The sequence below is a fragment of the Nonomuraea longicatena genome, assembly GCF_039525605.1.
In the GTDB taxonomy this organism is placed as follows: domain Bacteria; phylum Actinomycetota; class Actinomycetes; order Streptosporangiales; family Streptosporangiaceae; genus Nonomuraea; species Nonomuraea longicatena.
Genome location: NZ_BAAAHQ010000011.1, coordinates 39,066 through 54,881 on the forward strand (window position 1 = coordinate 39,066; position 15,816 = coordinate 54,881).

14 protein-coding genes are annotated in these 15,816 nt (G+C 72.5%); 10 read left to right on the forward strand and 4 right to left on the reverse strand.

Features of this window, described 5'->3' with window-relative positions:
- Positions 1-61 precede the first annotated feature (61 nt).
- Positions 62-1,396 (forward strand): FAD-dependent monooxygenase, encoded by a 1,335-nt coding sequence (locus ABD120_RS12815; protein WP_343950042.1) that lies wholly within the window; start codon positions 62-64, stop codon positions 1,394-1,396.
- A 204-nt stretch (positions 1,397-1,600) separates the two neighbouring features.
- On the opposite strand, the gene ABD120_RS12820 is transcribed toward ABD120_RS12815, so the two are convergent.
- The gene (locus ABD120_RS12820; protein WP_343950043.1) at positions 1,601-2,260 is read right to left on the reverse strand and encodes a DUF998 domain-containing protein; all 660 of its coding nucleotides are present in this window, start codon (positions 2,258-2,260) and stop codon (positions 1,601-1,603) included.
- A gap of 103 nt (positions 2,261-2,363) precedes the next feature.
- Here ABD120_RS12820 and ABD120_RS12825 point away from each other — a divergent pair, with 103 nt between their 5' ends.
- The 3 genes from ABD120_RS12825 to ABD120_RS12835 all read left to right on the forward strand — a co-directional run bounded on the left by ABD120_RS12825 (position 2,364) and on the right by ABD120_RS12835 (position 5,116).
- Positions 2,364-2,825 (forward strand): GbsR/MarR family transcriptional regulator, encoded by a 462-nt coding sequence (locus ABD120_RS12825; RefSeq protein WP_343950044.1) that lies wholly within the window; start codon positions 2,364-2,366, stop codon positions 2,823-2,825.
- Positions 2,822-3,994, forward strand: a complete 1,173-nt coding sequence (locus ABD120_RS12830) for an FAD-dependent monooxygenase (protein WP_343950045.1) — start codon at positions 2,822-2,824, stop codon at positions 3,992-3,994. The genes ABD120_RS12825 and ABD120_RS12830 overlap by 4 nt, the downstream gene beginning before the upstream one ends.
- 276 nt (positions 3,995-4,270) lie before the next feature.
- On the forward strand, positions 4,271-5,116 hold the full coding sequence (locus tag ABD120_RS12835) for a M55 family metallopeptidase (RefSeq protein WP_343950046.1): 846 nt from the start codon (positions 4,271-4,273) through the stop codon (positions 5,114-5,116).
- A gap of 103 nt (positions 5,117-5,219) precedes the next feature.
- On the opposite strand, the gene ABD120_RS12840 is transcribed toward ABD120_RS12835, so the two are convergent.
- Positions 5,220-5,450: a hypothetical protein gene (locus tag ABD120_RS12840; protein ID WP_343950047.1), complete on the reverse strand. Its 231-nt coding sequence runs from the start codon at positions 5,448-5,450 to the stop codon at positions 5,220-5,222.
- Here ABD120_RS12840 and ABD120_RS12845 point away from each other — a divergent pair, their 5' ends adjacent.
- The 3 genes from ABD120_RS12845 (at position 5,451) to ABD120_RS12855 (ending at position 10,546) form a co-directional block, all read left to right on the forward strand.
- Positions 5,451-5,711 (forward strand): MarR family winged helix-turn-helix transcriptional regulator, encoded by a 261-nt coding sequence (locus tag ABD120_RS12845; protein ID WP_343950048.1) that lies wholly within the window; start codon positions 5,451-5,453, stop codon positions 5,709-5,711.
- Between the two features lie 422 nt (positions 5,712-6,133).
- Positions 6,134-9,274 (forward strand): ATP-binding protein, encoded by a 3,141-nt coding sequence (locus ABD120_RS12850; protein WP_343950049.1) that lies wholly within the window; start codon positions 6,134-6,136, stop codon positions 9,272-9,274.
- Positions 9,275-9,448: 174 nt separating this feature from the next.
- Positions 9,449-10,546 (forward strand): esterase-like activity of phytase family protein, encoded by a 1,098-nt coding sequence (locus tag ABD120_RS12855; protein ID WP_343950050.1) that lies wholly within the window; start codon positions 9,449-9,451, stop codon positions 10,544-10,546.
- Positions 10,547-10,651: 105 nt separating this feature from the next.
- Here ABD120_RS12855 and ABD120_RS12860 read toward each other — a convergent pair whose 3' ends face one another.
- Both ABD120_RS12860 and ABD120_RS12865 read right to left on the reverse strand, forming a co-directional pair.
- A complete protein-coding gene (locus ABD120_RS12860; RefSeq protein ID WP_343950051.1) occupies positions 10,652-11,872 on the reverse strand; it encodes a cytochrome P450 in 1,221 nt (406 codons plus the stop codon).
- A 19-nt stretch (positions 11,873-11,891) separates the two neighbouring features.
- A complete protein-coding gene (locus tag ABD120_RS12865) occupies positions 11,892-12,488 on the reverse strand; it encodes a TetR/AcrR family transcriptional regulator (RefSeq protein WP_343950053.1) in 597 nt (198 codons plus the stop codon).
- A 176-nt stretch (positions 12,489-12,664) separates the two neighbouring features.
- Between ABD120_RS12865 and ABD120_RS12870 the strand changes: the two genes are divergently transcribed.
- The 3 genes from ABD120_RS12870 to ABD120_RS12880 are packed head-to-tail and all read left to right on the forward strand — an operon-like array spanning position 12,665 to position 15,770.
- Positions 12,665-13,174 (forward strand): flavin reductase family protein, encoded by a 510-nt coding sequence (locus tag ABD120_RS12870; protein ID WP_343950054.1) that lies wholly within the window; start codon positions 12,665-12,667, stop codon positions 13,172-13,174.
- 17 nt (positions 13,175-13,191) lie between these two features.
- Positions 13,192-14,598, forward strand: a complete 1,407-nt coding sequence (locus ABD120_RS12875; RefSeq protein WP_343950055.1) for an NtaA/DmoA family FMN-dependent monooxygenase — start codon at positions 13,192-13,194, stop codon at positions 14,596-14,598.
- A complete protein-coding gene (locus ABD120_RS12880) occupies positions 14,595-15,770 on the forward strand; it encodes an LLM class flavin-dependent oxidoreductase (protein ID WP_343950056.1) in 1,176 nt (391 codons plus the stop codon). Before ABD120_RS12875 ends, ABD120_RS12880 begins: the two co-directional genes overlap by 4 nt.
- The last annotated feature ends 46 nt before the right edge of the window (positions 15,771-15,816 follow it).

The window sequence follows — 15,816 nt, forward strand, 5'->3', positions numbered from 1 at the left end:
CATTGCTACCCTCTGCTGTTGATCGACTACTAGCCGGGGGGCAGCGTTGAGGATCGTATGCGTGGGCGGGGGGCCCGCCAGCCTGTACTTCTCGATACTGATGAAGCTGCGGGACCCGGCCCACGAGATCAGCGTCCACGAGCGCAACCCTCGGGGCTCCACGTACGGCTGGGGCGTCACCTACTGGCGCGGCCTGCTCGACCGGCTCCAGGCGGGCGACCCGGTCTCGGCCCGCGCCATCAGGGACGCCTCGGTCCGCTGGGGCGGCGGGGTCGCCCACGTGCGCGGCACCACGACCACGCAGCAGGGCGACGAGGGCTTCGGCGTCGGCAGGCACCGAATGCTGGAGATCCTGGCCGAGCGGGCCGGGTCGCTCGGCGTCGAGGTCCGCTACGAGGACGAGGTCACCGCCGAGCCGGACGCCGACCTGGTGGTGGCGGGCGACGGCGCGGGCAGCGCCCTGCGCGAACGCCACGCCGACCACTTCGGCACCCGGACGGACGTCGGCGCCAACACCTACATCTGGCTCGGCACCACCCGCGTCTTCGACGCCTTCACCTTCACCTTCGTCGAGACCGAGCACGGCTGGATCTGGTGCTACGGCTATGGCTACAGCGCCGACCGCAGCACCTGCGTCGTCGAGTGCCCGGTGGAGACGTGGCAGGGGCTCGGGCTCGACCGGATGTCCGCCGCCGAGGGGCTGGAACTGCTCGAACGACTCTTCGCCGGTACGCTCGACGGCCACCGGCTGATCGGGCGCGACGACGGCAGGTCGCAGTGGCTGCGCTTCCGCACCCTGACCAACCGCACCTGGCACCGGGGCAACCTGGTGCTGATGGGCGACGCCGCCCACACCACCCACTACTCGATCGGCGCGGGCACCACCCTGGCGCTGGAGGACGCGATGGCCCTGTCCGGCGCACTCAGCGGATGGGGCACGAGAGAACCCGCGCCGGGCACGCCCCGGATCGCGCCGGAGGCCGAACTGCGGGCCGCAGGACCGACTGGGCCGGCAACGGTGCCGCAGGTCGGAGCCGGGATGGTGTCGCCGGTGGGAGCCGGGTCGGTGTTTCAAGCCGTGTCCCCGCCAGGGCCGGACACGGCCCTGGCGGCTGCGCTGGAGCGGTACGAGCGGGAGCGGAAGCTCGCGCTGCTGTCGGTGCAGAGCGCGGCGCGATACAGCGCCCGGTGGTACGAGAATCTGCCGCGGTACATCGACCTGCCCGCGCCGCAGATGTTCGCGCTGCTCGGGCAACGCCACTCGCCGCTGCTGCCGTACGTGCCGCCGAGCCTGTACTACCGGGCCGACCGGATCGCCACCCGGCTGGAGCCGCTGCGCAAGGCCAAGCGCTGGCTCGGCCCCCGACTGGCCCGCACCCTGCATTCCCGTACCTGAACCACTCGGGAACGAGAGCGCTTGCGCATCCCACTGCCCGAAGCCGGACGACGTGCCGACGGTGGCGACCCAGCGTGTCGGTCTGCCAGACGATGAGGCCGCCCATCCTGAAGATCTCCCGCAGCACGGCTTACGTCGCGCTCGCCGCCGACCAGTAAGTTCGAGCCCTCTGACGGCTTCGTCAGGGGAACACGGCGAGCATCATCATGCTGGTTCCGCCAGCCTGTCGGCTGGGCGGCGCGACAACCCGGTGGCGACGGCGATGATCCAGCAGAACCCGGCCAACAGGGCGAGGTGCTCAAGCAGGCCGGCCGGAGCGGGACGCCAGATGCCCAGCGTGTCGAGGCGGTAGGCGATGCCGGCGGCGAAGGCGAAGACGATGACGAGGGAACCCGAAGTGCGCAGGTAGCGGGCCCAGGCGCGGTTGGAGACGCTCAAGCGCCGGGCGAGGACGAAGGCGGTGCCGCTGAGTCCCGCGAACAGGGCGAGGCCGGCTACCTGGTGGACGCCGCCGGCGGGGGTGAGGCCTTCCGGCTGTCCGGGCGGGTAGCCGAGGGCGGGGTCGGTGGGCACCAGCCCGGCCACGGCCAGGCCGACGGCTGCGGTGGCGATGAGGGCGGGTCCCCAGGTGGCGCCGCGACCGCCGTACAGGGCCTGTCGCAGGCCGATGGCGAACAGGCCCAGCAGCAGGGCGCCGAGCAGGAAGTTCGCGGTCTGCAGCCAGGCGCGCTCGCCCGTGCCGAGTTGGCTGGCGCCGTGATGCCACAGGCTGTAGCCGGGGCGGGTGGCGCCGTCGGCCCACAGCACTGCCGGGACCAGGACACCGGCGGCCAGGCCGCAGCGCAGCAGCCATGTGGTGGACATAGGGGAAGCCCTCCTTGTTCTCCGCGACGCGTGTCGCGGGCCGACCAGACTTCCCGGCTCACCACCTTGTTGAATACACAGACTTTAGCTCATACTGAAACTCGTGAACAGTCCTGAAAACGACAAGCTGCTGGAGTGGGCCGAGCAGGTCGCCATGCGCCTGGCACGCGACGGTGTGCCGCCGATCGCCGGGCGGATCCTGGGCTGGCTGATGGTCTGCGATCCGCCGGAGCAGTCGGCCGGCCAGATCAGCGCCGCCATCGGCGCCAGCCGCGCGTCTTTGACCATGAACCTGCGGGTGCTGACCGGCATGGGTTTCCTCACCTGGCGGACCCGGCCGGGCGATCGCACCATGTACTACCGGATGGCCGACGACGCCTGGCAGGCGGTGGTACGGCAGCAGGTGGCGGGGATCGCCTCGTTCCTCGACATCACCCGCCGGGGCCTCGATCTGGTCGGCCCCGACGACGAACGGGCCGCACGTGTCCGACAGGCGCACGCCACCTTCGCGTGGATGGCCGAGGTGTTCGAACAGGCCCCACCGCCAGGCAAGGAGGAATCATGACCGGCCACGCGATCGTGATCGGGGGCGGCATCGGCGGTCTGGCCGCCGCCGTCGCCCTGCGCCGCATCGGCTGGCAGGTGGATGTGCTGGAGCGCGTGCCCGCCTTCGGCGAGGTGGGCGCCGGGCTGTCGCAGTCGCCCAACGCGATGCGCGCCCTGGCCGCGCTCGGCCTGGCCGAGCAGGCCGAAGCGGCGAGCATGCCGACCTGGGCCACCCACGCCATGCGCCTGCCCTCGGGTCGCCACCTGATGCGTGCCACCACCGGCCGGAACCCGCCGCTGCGCGCCTTTCGTCGCGCCGCCCTGCACCGGCTGCTCCGCCAGGCACTGCCCGAGGACGCGGTGCACACCGGCGTCGAGGTCACCGGCCTGGCCCAGGACTCCGAGAAGGTGACCGTCACCCACACCGCCGGCCGACAGGACGCCGACCTGGCCGTCGGCGCCGACGGCATCCACAGCCTCACCCGCCGCCTGCTCTGGCCGCACGCCCCCGGCCCACGCTTCCTCGGCTACACCGCCTGGCTCGGCCTGGCCGAGACCTCCGTCCCGGTGAGCGGCAGCATGACCCTGGGCCGCGGCTGCTACTTCCTCATCCACCCCGTCGCGCCGGGCCAGGTCTACTGGGCGCTGGGCATCGCCGCCGACCAGAGCGGCGTCCGCTTCGACGACGAACTGGAGCAGGTACGGCGACGCGTCTCCGGCTGGCACGACCCGATCCCCGCCCTCCTGCAGGCCACACCGCCCGAACAGGTCCGCCACCTCGACATCCACGACCTACCCGAGCTGCCCGCCTACACCAGCGGCCGGATCGCCCTGCTCGGCGACGCCGCCCACGCCATGAGCCCCGATCGCGGACAAGGCGCGGGACAGTCGATCGAAGACGCCGTCGTCCTGGCCGCCGCCCTGGCCGGCGACGCTTCCGTACCCGCGGCGCTGAACGCCTACGATGCCCAGCGCCGCCCCCGCACCCAGGCCACCGCCCGCAACGCCCGCCAGGCCGGTCTTCAAGTGATCAACGCCGGGCCGATCGCCCACGCCCTGACCGCTCTCGCCCTCCGGCTCACTCCCTCAACGCTGTGGGCGCGCCTCGCTCCCCGCACGCTCGGCCCCCTGTGGGACTGGACACCCCCGACCCTGCCGGCAACGCCTGACGCACTCCCGCATAGCTGACCCGCCGAGTCTCCCCGAAGGCCGAGCTGCCCGAACTCGAAACCGTCACCAACCAGCGTGAACGCCACGATGCCCAGTGAAGGTGATCAAGGACGCGGCCCGTATCCGCCGTACTTCGGTGGCACCCGTATTGCGGGCGTCGGGGGTGCTCAGTTCGCCTGGACGATTCCGGGGCTGTGCGGATCACCCAAATCCGCCGCCGGGGTTGGGCGACAGGACGATTCCGTCGTCCCGGACCGGTGACACGCTGGCAGGACCGGCGAAGGGAGCGGTCTGGTGCGGGTGTACATCTCCATCGACATGGAAGGCGTGGCGGGCATCGCCACGATGGACCAGGTGGTGCGCGGCGGCACCGGCTACGTCCGCGCGCAACGGCTGATGACCGGCGAGGCCAACGCCGCCATCGAGGGCGCCTTCGCGGCGGGCGCGCAGAGCGTGCTCGTCAACGACAGCCACGGCACCATGGACAACCTCCTGCACGAGGAACTGGATCCGCGTGCCCGGATCGTCTTCGGCTCGCCCAAGCTCGACTGCATGGCGGAGGGCGTCTCCGCCGACCACGACGTCGCGCTGTTCCTCGGCTACCACGCGGCGGCGGGCTCGCCCGGCGTGCTCTCCCACACCTACTCCTCCCACTTCAACGAGGTGCGGGTGAACGGCCGGGTGGTGTCGGAGGCCGAGGTCAACGCGTTGCAGGCGGCGACGGTGGGGGTTCCGGTCGGGCTGCTCACCGGGGACGACGTGATCTGCGCGGTCGCGGCCGAGTCCTTCCCGGGGGTCAGGACGGTGGAGGTCAAGGTGGCCCACGGACACACGGCCGCCGACAGCCTGTCGCCGTCCGAGGCGCGGCGGCTCATCAGGGCGGCGGCGGAGGAGACCGTACGGGGAGCCGGGGAGCTCCAGCCGTTGCCGTTGCCGGAGCGGCTGGAGCTGGAGATCGACATGCCGAGCACCCCTGCGGCCGAACTCGGCGCGCAGATCCCCGGCGTACGGCGCATCGCGGACAAGACGCTGGCCGCCGTCTTCGAGACGCCGCGCGAGCTGCTGGGCTGCGTCATGGTCTGCTACCAGATGGCCGCCGAGGCGATGACCAGCCGAATGGCCCTCTTCGGCCGCCGCTGAAGCCGTCCGCCGAGCGCTCGGCAACCCGATCACGGCCTCCCCTGGCGGGAACGGCGGCAGGGGCCTCGGATGCTCCTGGACGACTCGCTGTGCCGCCGTCCCGTCAGCGCAGGGCAGGGACGACCTCGCGGGCCAGTCGCTCGATCTGCTCGTCCCGTCCGTCGCCGACCGGCATGAGGTTGAAGGCTGTGAAACCGAGGTCCTGGAAGCCTCGCAGGGCGTCGCAGAGGAAGGCGGGCGAGCCGACGAGTGCGCCGGCGTCCGGCTCGGCCTTCTCGTCGACGCGTCGGGGGCACCCGGCGGCAGCGTCCGGCTGACCGAGCTGGCCGAGCACATGAAGTGGTCCAAGAGCCGCCTGTCGCACCACCTGACCCGCATGCAACAGCGGGGCCTGGTCACCCGCCGCGAGCACCCCTCCGACGGGCGGGGCGCGGTCATCGCGCTCACCGACGACGGGCTGCGCACGATCGGGGAAGCCGCTCCCGGCCATGTCGCCTCGGTGCGCAAGCACTTCATCGACCTGCTGACGCCGGAGCAGATCGAGGCCATCGGCGACATCTCGTGGACCGTGGTCGAGCGGCTGAACCGGGCCTGACCGCACACCACCGGCGCCAGGACCCGGGGCTCGCCGGTCGCGTCGAGCAGCTCGCTGCGGTGAGCTGCTCGACGCGACCGGGCCCGTACACCGGTTGCCCAGTGCGGGCGGTGGCCGCGCGTGGTGGGCCTGGTCGGGCGGACTGCACCCGGCTCAGCAGCGCCACGGGAACAGGAGGGTCCCGGGCGTCCGAGAATCCCGGGTCACCGTCCCCCGCGACGGTCCGGCCGACCAAACCCCTCGCGCGGTCACGGATGGGAGGTTCAGGCGATCACCCTCCACCGCACACCGGACAACCGGAGTCATCTGTGTTTCATGTCCGAAACTCTGGCAAAGGCCCGCATGGATCGTGCATGGAACGTGCATGGATCATCCGCCTCCAAGTGTTGATCATGCGGAACGCCGTGCACTAGCGTCTGACCATGCCCTTCGCGGGGGTCCGGGCCGACGCCCTCGGCCCGCTGGCAGTCGAGGTGGACGGTCGGGACGTGGTTCTGACCGCACGGCAGCGCGCACTGCTGTCCGCGCTGCTGCTCGACCTCGGCCGCGTGGTCTCGGTGGAGCGCCTGGCCGACCGCCTGTGGGGCGAGGACCTGCCCGCCGCACCCGCCGCCCGGATCCGCGCGCTGGTCGCCGAGGTGCGCCGCGCCCTCGGCCCGTACGGCCCGGCCGCCGTCGTGACGCGCAGCCCCGGCTACCTGGTGCCCGCGAACGCGGTGGAGGCGGTCGCCGACACCTTCGAGGACCTGGTGAGACAGGCCGCGGCGACGGGCGGGCTGAACCGGTACGACGCGGCGCTGGCGCTGTGGCGCGGCGAGCCGTACCAGGATCTGAACGGTCCGGAGGCGGAGGTGGAGCGGCAGCGGCTGCGCGAGGCGCGGGCGGCGGTGGCGGAGTGCCGGGCGGGTGCCCTGTCCGAGCTGGGCCGTCACCCGGAGGCGATCGCGGAGCTGGCCCGGCTGCTGATCGAGCATCCGCTGCGCGAGCGTCCCCATCTGATGCTGATGCGGGCGCTGCGGGAGACGGGCAGGCTGTCGGAGGCGCTGGAGGTCTACGAGGGGCTGCGCCGCAGGCTCGTCGACGAGCTGGGCGCGGAGCCGGGCCCCGAGGCGCGGCGGCTGCACCAGGAACTGCTCCAGGAGACCTCGGACGCGGGCGGGCCGGAACTGGTGCCGCGCCAGCTCCCCCCGGCGACCGCCCGGTTCGTCGGCAGGGACGCGGAGCTGAAGGACCTGGACGACAGCGGCGTCACGCTGGTCGTCGGCCCGGCCGGGGTGGGCAAGACGGCGCTGGCCCTGCACTGGGCGCACCGGGCGGCCGGGCGTTACCCGGACGGGCAGCTCTTCCTCGACCTGCGCGGGTTCGACCAGGGCGAGCCGATGCGGCTGGAGGAGGCGCTGCCGCTGCTGCTGCAGGGCCTCGGGGTCGCCTCCAAGGACGTGCCGGTCGCCCTGGACGGGCAGGTGGCCCTGTACCGCTCCCTGCTGGCGGGCAAGCGGGTGCTCATCGTGCTGGACGACGCGGCCGAGCCCGCCCAGGTGCGCAGGCTGCTGCCCACCCACCCGGGCTGCCGGGTGCTGGTGACCAGCCGCGACCGGCTCGGCGCGCTGGTCGCGCTCGACGGGGCGGAGCGGCTGACGCTCGACGCGCTCACCCGGCAGGACGCGCTGAGCCTCGTGGCCAGGGTCGCGGGCGCGCGGCGGCTGCGGGACGAGCCGGAGGAGGCGGCCCGGCTCGTGGAGCTGTGCGACCGCTCGCCGCTCGCGCTGTCGATCGCGCTGTCGTGGATCGGGGAGCACGACCACCGCACGATCGGCGGGTATGTCCGGCTGCTGGCGGAGCAGGGACGGCTGGCGCGGCTGCGGGTCGAGGGCGACGAGAGCGTCGCCGTACGGGCCGCTCTGGATCTGTCGCACGAGACGCTCGCGCCCGCCGCGCGCCGGATGTTCCGCCTGTACGGCCTGGCCCCCGGAACCGGCCTGTCGAGCACGGCCGCCGCCGCGATGGCGGGCCTCACCCCGGCCGAGGCCGACGAACTGCTGGGCGCGGCGGCCCGCGTGCACCTGCTGCGCGAGTCCGGCCCCGGCCGGTTCACCGCCCACGACCTGGTGGCCGAGTACGCCGCCGAGCGGGCCAGGGAGGACGAGCACGTGGCCGCGCGCGAGGCGGCGCTGCGCCGCCTGTTCGACCACTACCTGCACGCGGTGGTCAGGGCGACGCGGGTGTGCGGGTTCGACGGGCCGAAACTGCCCTACGAGCCGCAGGACGGTCTCCAGCCGGTGTTCGCGGACGCGGCGGAGGCCACCGCCTGGCTGGATGCCGAGTGGGACAACCTGGTGGCCGTCGTCTCCCACGCCGCCGCCCACGGACCGGCGGCGTACGCGTGGCGGCTGGTGGAGGCCCTTCAGGACCCGCTGCACCACCTGCGCACCCAGGGGGAGTGGACGCGGATCGCCGAGGTGGGGCTGGCAGCGGCACGAGGCGCCGACGACCTGCACGGCCAGGCGGCCATGCACTACTCGCTGGGGCTGGCCAGGTGGCGCATGACGGACCTGCCGGGCGCGCGCCGCGAGTACGAGCGGGCGCTCGCGTTGTCGGCGGCGGCCGGCTGGACGCGGGGGGAGGCGGCGGCGCTCCAGGGCTGCGGCGTGGTCCTCAAACAGTCGGGACGGCCGCGCGAGGCGATCGGGAAGTACGAGCGGGCGGTGCGGATCCACCGCGAGCTGGGCTCGATCAGGGCGGAGTCGCGCGGCCTGAACAACCTGGCGGTCGCGCACCTCATGCTGGCCCGGCTGGATCGTGCGGAGGACTGCCTGCGCGCCGCGCTCAAGCTCACCCGCCGGTCGGGCGACCGGCATCTGACGGCGTTGACGCTGGTCAACGTGGCGCTGGTACGGCAGCAGCAGGCCCGATTCCCGGAGGCGCTGGAGGCGCTCGGCGAGGCCCTGGACGTGTGCGCCGGCGGGCTGCGGTTCGCGGCGGGCGTCACCCACGAGACCTTCGGCTGGGTGTACCTCGACCTCGGCGACGACGACCTGGCGGCGGCGGAGTTCTCGCGCGCGCTGGAGCTCGCGCAGGAGGTGGAGAACCGGCGCGGGGAGATCGCCGCGCGGGCGGGCCTGTCGGCGCCCGCGCTCGGGAGGGGCGCGCGGGAGGAGGCGCTCGGTCACCTGCGGCGGGCCCGTGACCTGGCCGAACGTACCGGGACGGGCTTGGACCTGGTGCTGGTGGGGCTGGTCTCCGCCCATCTTCACGCGGGCGCGTACGAGCGCGCCCTGGCCGACGCGGAGGAGGTGCTGGCGCTGGCGCTGACCGCGAGTCCGCTGCTGGTGCCGAGGGCGCACACCCTGCGCGCGGCGGCGCTGCTGGGGCAGGGGCGGGCGCGGGAGGCGCTGGCGGCGGCCGGGGAGGCGCTGGCCCGCGCCCGCCGCTCGGGGCAGCGGCTGGAGGAGGCCCGCGCGCTGAACGCCCGCGCCGACGCCCTCGAACGCCTCGAAGAAGCCGGTGCCGCAGCGGACCGAGAACGGGCGGCGGCGCTTTTCACGGAAATAGGCGTCACCTGATATCAGGATATGTCGTGTATTGCGGCAAACACGCGCTGACCTGCGTGGACATTCTCCCGGATTCACGATCTCATGATCCCGATCCGTTTCCTGGAAGAGGAGAATCGCGTGCGCAAAACGCGGAAAACCACGAAAATCGCCGTCGCATTCGCGGCGGCGATTGCTTTTGCTGCGGTGGATGCGGGTTCGTCCGCCGCGGCCCCGGAGCCCGAGTCACGCGGCATCCGCGTCACCCGCTTCCTCGGCGAGCAGCGGCTGCCGCACCGGACGCTGTTCGAGGGCACCACCGTGGGCGGCCTGTCCGGCCTCGACCGCGACCCCCGCACCGGCACCTGGTACCTCATCTCCGACGACCGCTGGCGCTACAACCCGGCCCGCTTCTACACCGGGCAACTGGACATCGACCCGGCGACCGGCGCGTTCACCGGGGTCCGGCTCACCGGCGTCACCACCCTGCGGCGTCCGGACGGCAGCGCCTACCCCGCCTACGGCCAGGCGGACGCGGCCGACCCCGAGACGATCAGGTACGACCCGCACCGCCGCGCCCTGCTCTGGGGCCACGAGGGCGACCGTCCTGACGCGGAGCGTCCGAACATCCCGCTGTCGCAGCTGTTCCTGCGCTGGACCAGCACCGGCGGGCGCCACCTCGGCGAGGTGCCCGTCCCACGCAACCTGCACCTGACCACCACGGACAAGGGCCCGCGCCGCAACTTCGGCTTCGAGGGCCTGGCCTTCGCTCCGCACCGGATCGCCGCCGTGATCGAGGGCCCGCGCCACGAGGACGGCCGGCCGCCCACGGTCGAGCGCGGGGCGCCTACCCGGATCACGGTATGGGACCGGTCCGGGCGGGTGCTCGGCCAGTACGCCTACCAGATCGACAAGCTGCCCGCCGCGCCGATCCCGCCGACCGGCACCACCGACTCGGGGGTCTCGGAGATCCTGGCCGTCGACGACCACCGCTACCTCGTGCTGGAGAGGTCGTGGATCGAGGGGGTCAACTACCGGGTCAAGCTGTACGAGATCGACCTGCGCGGGGCGTCGAACATCCTGAGCCGCGACAGCCTGTCGAGCGGACGGCCCTACCGGGCGGTCTCCAAGCGGCTGGTGCTCGACCTCGACTCGCCCGCTCCGACGCAGAACCTGGAGAGCCTCTCGTGGGGGCCGAGGCTGCGCACGGGGGAGTGCACGCTGGTGATCGGCTCGGACGACAACTTCGACGAGCGGGAGGTCACGCAGTTCCAGGCCTACGCCGTACGCGGGTGCCGGTCGTAGCCGCTCGCGGCGCCCCGACGCCCGGGTCGGCGTCACCGTAGGAAACAGCTCCGGGCGGTCACGTGTTCGTGGCGCCCGGAGGCTTTCGCGTCCGGCGGACCGGGGTCAGGCGGCGACCGGCAGGTGCAGGAAGCCTCGGATCGAGGCCGACGGCCGTGGCTGCGCGTCTCCCGCGCTCCGGAGTCCGGGCAGCCGGGCGGCCAGCGCCCGCAAGGCGATCTCCCCCTCGATGCGGGCCAGTTGCGCCCCCAGGCAGTAGTGGACCCCGCTGGCGAAGGCGAAGTGCTCCGGGCCGCCCGTGCGGGTGATGTCGAAGACGTGCGCGTCGTCGTAGACCTCGGGGTCGCGGTTGGCCGCCGCCAGGAGGACGAGGACGCGCGTGTCCTTGCGGATCGGCAGTCCGCCCAGTTCCGTCCTGCGCTGCGCCATCCGGCCGGTGAACGGGACGGGTGGGTCGAAGCGCAGGATCTCCTCCACCGCCCCGGCCGCCAGGTCCGGGTCACGCCGCAGCAGGTCCCACTGCTCGGGGTGGCGGCCGAACCGGTGGACGCCGTTGCCGATGAGGTTCACGGTGGTCTCGAACCCGGCGATGAGCAGCAACTGGCAGGTGGAGACCAGCTCGTCCGCCGTGATCCGCTCGCCGTCGACCGCGCTCACGAGGACGCTGATCACGTCGTCGCCCGGGTCGGCCCGGCGGCGCTCCATCAGCTCCGTGAACAGCCTGCGCATGGCGAGCATCGCCGCGTCGAACTCCGCCTGCTCGCGCGTGGTCAACCGCCCGTCCAGAGCCTGGCCGGTGAGCGCGCCGTAGCGGGCGAACTCCCCGCGCCGGTCCTCCGGGATGCCCAGCAGTTCGCTGATGACCGTGATCGGCAGTGGCGTCGCGAACTCGGTGATCAGGTCGAAGGGCCGCTCGCCGATCCGATCCAGCAGTCGCTCGGTGGTCTGCTCGATCCGGGCCCGGAACTCGTTGATCAGCTTGGGGCGGAACGCCGGTGCGACCAGGCGCCGCAGCCGGCTGTGGTCGGGAGGGTCCAGTTCCAGCAGGGAGGGTGCCGTACCGATGGGCAGCGCCTGGTCGGCGGGCAACCGTCCGGCCGAGTCGCGCATCCCGAACTCCGGGCCGCGCAGGACCCGCGAGCACAGCTCGTGGGAGGACACCGCGGCGTAGCCGAGCGGGCTCCGGTAGACGGGGCCGCGCTCACGGAGGCGTTCGTAGATCGGCCACGGGTCGCGTCGTGGCAGGAGGAGCTGGGCGGCGGGATCGCCGCAGGCGGCCAGCGTGCGTGCTGCCGCCCGGATCGCCAGATCCTTGATCGCGGACATACTTCCTCCTCAGGTGCTGTCAGTGCGACTTCGAGTGCCCTCCCGGCGGCGTGCCGATGCCGCCCAGCAGGGTCATCACCACCAGGTCCGGCGCGTCCAGCGGCGCCAGCCTGCCTTGCGTGATCGCTTCCCAGGCGCTGTAGACCAGGCTGTTGAAGGTCAGGACCGCCCACCACACGGGTGCCTCGGCACGGAAGATCCCGGCCTGCTGCCCGGCGCGGAACAGCAGCTCGACCGGGGCGTCGAAGGTCTGGACCCGGGCCGTGAGCCCTTCGTCCAGCTCCAGCGACGGCTGGCACACCAGGAACTGGATGCGGGGGCCCAGCGGGATGACCAGGGTGACCAGGCGCCGCAGGGCCTCCAGCGCCTGCTCGCCCGGCACGTCCAGGTGGGCCTCGACGTAGGCCTTGTCCAGCCGGTCCATCGCGTCGTGCGCGACCGCCACGAGCATCGCCTGGCGGGTCGGGTAGCGCTTGGTGATCGTGGTGCGTCCCAGGCCCGCGGCGGCGGCGATGTCGGCCATGGAGGCGGAAGGATCGGCGATGAGCACTTCGGTGGCGACGTCGAGGATGGACTGCCGGATGCGGGACGCACGTGACCCTTCATGACCGATCATGATGCTAAGTGTACAACGTTGTCCCCCTTGGGACGCAAGTGTTCCGGCATCTGGAGGACGCCTCGCCGGATGTTGGGTAATCCCTATAAAGCCGATAGGAAATATTGACTTAGCAGGATATGAGATCTAATGTCGGGATTTATGGGCACTGGTTATCTTCTGACTGGAACGCTGGAATGACCGACACGCTGCCCGAGCAGGGCATCGCCGCGGAACCGTTCAGGCAGGCGCTCGCCGTCCACGCCAGTGGTGTCGTGGTGATCACCGCGCGCTGCGGAGCGGAACCCGTCGGACTGACCGCCACCTCCTTCTCCTCCGTCAGCCTCGAACCACCCCTCGTCTCCTTCTACGTCGACAGCTCCTCCACCACCTGGCCGAGGCTGCGCACCGCCGATCACTTCGCGGTCAACATCCTCTCCAGCGATCAAGCAGACCTCGCCGCCCGCTTCGCGCGCAGGGGCGTCGACCGGTTCGAGGGCACCCGCTGGCAGCCGGGGCCGTTCGGCGCCCCCCTTCTTCAGGACGTCTCGGCACACCTGGTCTGCCTGCCGTACGAGCGGGTCGAGGTCGGTGACCACATCCTGGTCGCCGGGCTGGTCGCCCAGGCCCGGGTGCACACACCGGGCCGTCCCCTCCTGTACCACCAGGGCCGCTTCGGGCGGTTCCTTGCCCATCCGGAAACCTAGACGCTGGAGCGGCCGAAATGACGCGCAAGCAGGTTCACCTGGCGGCGCACTTCCCCGGCGTGAACAACACCACGGTCTGGTCCGACCCGCGTTCGGGCAGCCAGATCGACTTCTCCTCCTTCGTCCACCTGGCGCGGACGGCGGAACGGGCCGGATTCGACTTCTTCTTCCTCGCGGAAGGGCTCCGGCTGCGCGAGCTCAAGGGCCGCATCCACGATCTCGACGTCGTGGGCCGCCCGGAGTCGCTCACCGTTCTGTCCGCCCTCGCCGCCGTCACCGGGCGACTCGGGCTCGCCGGTACGGTCAACGCCACCTTCAACGAGCCCTACGAACTGGCCAGGCGGCTGTCCACACTCGACCATCTGAGCGAGGGCCGGGCCGGGTGGAACGTCGTCACCACCTCCGACGCCTTCACCGGCGAGAACTTCCGCAGAGGCGGCTACCTCGACCACGCCGACCGCTACGAGCGGGCGGCCGAGTTCGTCCGGCTGTCCCGCGCCCTGTGGGACTCCTGGGAACCGGACGCGCTCGTCGCCGACCCGGACGCCGGCCGCTTCGTCCGCGAGGGCGCCATCGGCACCGTCTCCCATGAGGGCAGGCACTTCACCGTCGAAGGCCGCTTCTCCACGCCCCGCAGCCCGCAGCGGCACCCGGTCATCATCCAGGCGGGGGACTCCGAGCAGGGCAGGGAGTTCGCCGCCGCCCACGCCGACGTGATCTTCAGCGCGCACCGCTCGCTGGAGGACGGCCGGGCGTTCTACGCCGACGTCAAACGCCGCCTCGGCGGGTACGGCCGCGCCCGAGGCTCCCTGAAGATCATGCCGGGCGCCACGTACGCGCTCGGCGACACCGAGGCCGAGGCCGCCGAGAACGCCGCCGAGATCCGCCGGGCCCAGGTCGGCCCGCAGACCGCCATCGCCCACCTGGAACAGGTCTGGGGCCGTGACCTGTCCGCCTACGATCCCGACGGCCCGCTGCCCGACCTCGAACCCGACCTGTCCGGCGAACTCGCCCAGGGCCGGGTCCGCGTCATGGACCGGGCCGCCGTCGCCGCCAAGTGGCGGGCGCTGGCCGCCGAGCGCGGGCTGAGCATCCGCGAACTGGTCATCGAGGTCAGCGGCAGGCAGACCTTCGTCGGTACGCCGGAGAGCGTCGCCAGGCAGATCGACGAGTACGTCCAGGCGGACGCCGCCGACGGCTTCATCCTCATCCCGCACCTGACGCCGGGCGGGCTCGACGACTTCGCCGACCGGGTCGTCCCGATCCTCCAGGAACGCGGCGTGTTCCGTACCGGCTACCGGGGCACCACCCTGCGCGACCACCTCTTCGGCCCGTCCGCCGCCCCGGCCGCGGCCGACGTCGTCGAGATCGCGCCCGCCGTCGCGGTCGGAAATGTTCAGACTGTCGTGAGGGAGGGGCGATGACGCTGCATCTCGCTGTCGCGCTGGACGGCGCCGGATGGCATCCCGCCGCCTGGCGGGAGCACGGGCTGACCGCCAGGTCGATCTTCTCCGCGCGGCACTGGGCCGCCCAGGTGGTCGAGGCCGAGCGCGGGCTGCTCGACTTCGTCACCTTCGAGGACGGGTTCGGGCTGCAGTCCACGCTGCCCGACGGGCCGGACGACCGTACGGACCAGGTGAGGGGGCGCTTCGACGCGGTGCTGCTGGCCGCCAGGCTGGCCCCGCTCACCAGCCGGATCGGGCTGGTGCCGACGGCCACCACCACCCACACCGAGCCGTTCCACGTCGCCGTCGGCATCGCGACGCTCGACCACGTGAGCGGTGGCCGGGCCGGGTGGCGGCCGCAGGTGTCCCCGCGGGCCGGGGACGCGCGGCACTTCGGGCGCAAGGAGATCCCGCCGCTGGCGACCCTGCTGAATCGTCCGGGTGGCGCGGACCTGGCGGCGTTCCCGCACGTCAGAGAGCTGTTCGCGGAGGCCGCCGACGCGGTCGAGGTCGCCAGGCGGCTGTGGGACAGCTGGGAGGACGACGCCGAGATCCGCGACGTCGCCACCGGCCGCTTCGTGGACAGGGACCGGCTGCACGCCGTCGACTTCAGCGGCCCGCACTTCTCGGTCAAGGGGCCGTCGATCACGCCACGGCCGCCGCAGGGGCAGCCGGTGGTGACGGCGCTGGCGCACTCGCGGCTGCCGTACGAGTTCGCCGCGAGCAGCGCGGACGTCGTGTACGTCACGCCGCAGTCGGCGGAGGACGCCCGTGCGATCGTGGGCGAGGTCAGGGAGCTGTCGGCGGAGCTGAAGATCTTCGCCGATCTGCTCGTCGTCCTCGGTCCCGACGCCGCGCGGCGAAAGGCCAGGCTGGACGAGCTGGACGGGGCCGAGCTCCGCTCCGACGCGCTGGTCTTCACCGGAACCGTGAAGGAACTGGCCGACCTGCTGCTGGAATGGCGGCGGGCCGGGATCGAGGGGTTCCGGTTGCGGCCGGGTGCGGTGCCGTACGATCTGCGGCAGATCGCCAGGGGGCTGACGACCGAGTTGCGGGCGCGGGGGGCCTTCAGACGCAGTTACGAGGCCGCGACGCTGCGCGGGCTGCTCGGGTTGCCGCGCCCGGCGAGCAGGTACGCCCACGCCCGCTGAGGAACCGTCCGCTTGGGGCCGTCGCCGAGTCTCGCCGGCGACGGCC

Excerpts from the sequence above, each read along its gene's own strand:
- ABD120_RS12820 (WP_343950043.1), bottom strand. The coding sequence starts at position 2,260 with ATGTCCACCACATGGCTGCTGCGCTGCGGCCTGGCCGCCGGTGTCCTG.
- ABD120_RS12830 (WP_343950045.1), top strand. The coding sequence starts at position 2,822 with ATGACCGGCCACGCGATCGTGATCGGGGGCGGCATCGGCGGTCTGGCC.
- ABD120_RS12845 (WP_343950048.1), top strand. The coding sequence starts at position 5,451 with ATGAAGTGGTCCAAGAGCCGCCTGTCGCACCACCTGACCCGCATGCAA.
- ABD120_RS12850 (WP_343950049.1), top strand. The coding sequence starts at position 6,134 with ATGCCCTTCGCGGGGGTCCGGGCCGACGCCCTCGGCCCGCTGGCAGTC.
- ABD120_RS12860 (WP_343950051.1), bottom strand. The coding sequence starts at position 11,872 with ATGTCCGCGATCAAGGATCTGGCGATCCGGGCGGCAGCACGCACGCTG.
- ABD120_RS12865 (WP_343950053.1), bottom strand. The coding sequence starts at position 12,488 with ATGATCGGTCATGAAGGGTCACGTGCGTCCCGCATCCGGCAGTCCATC.
- ABD120_RS12870 (WP_343950054.1), top strand. The coding sequence starts at position 12,665 with ATGACCGACACGCTGCCCGAGCAGGGCATCGCCGCGGAACCGTTCAGG.
- ABD120_RS12875 (WP_343950055.1), top strand. The coding sequence starts at position 13,192 with ATGACGCGCAAGCAGGTTCACCTGGCGGCGCACTTCCCCGGCGTGAAC.
- ABD120_RS12880 (WP_343950056.1), top strand. The coding sequence starts at position 14,595 with ATGACGCTGCATCTCGCTGTCGCGCTGGACGGCGCCGGATGGCATCCC.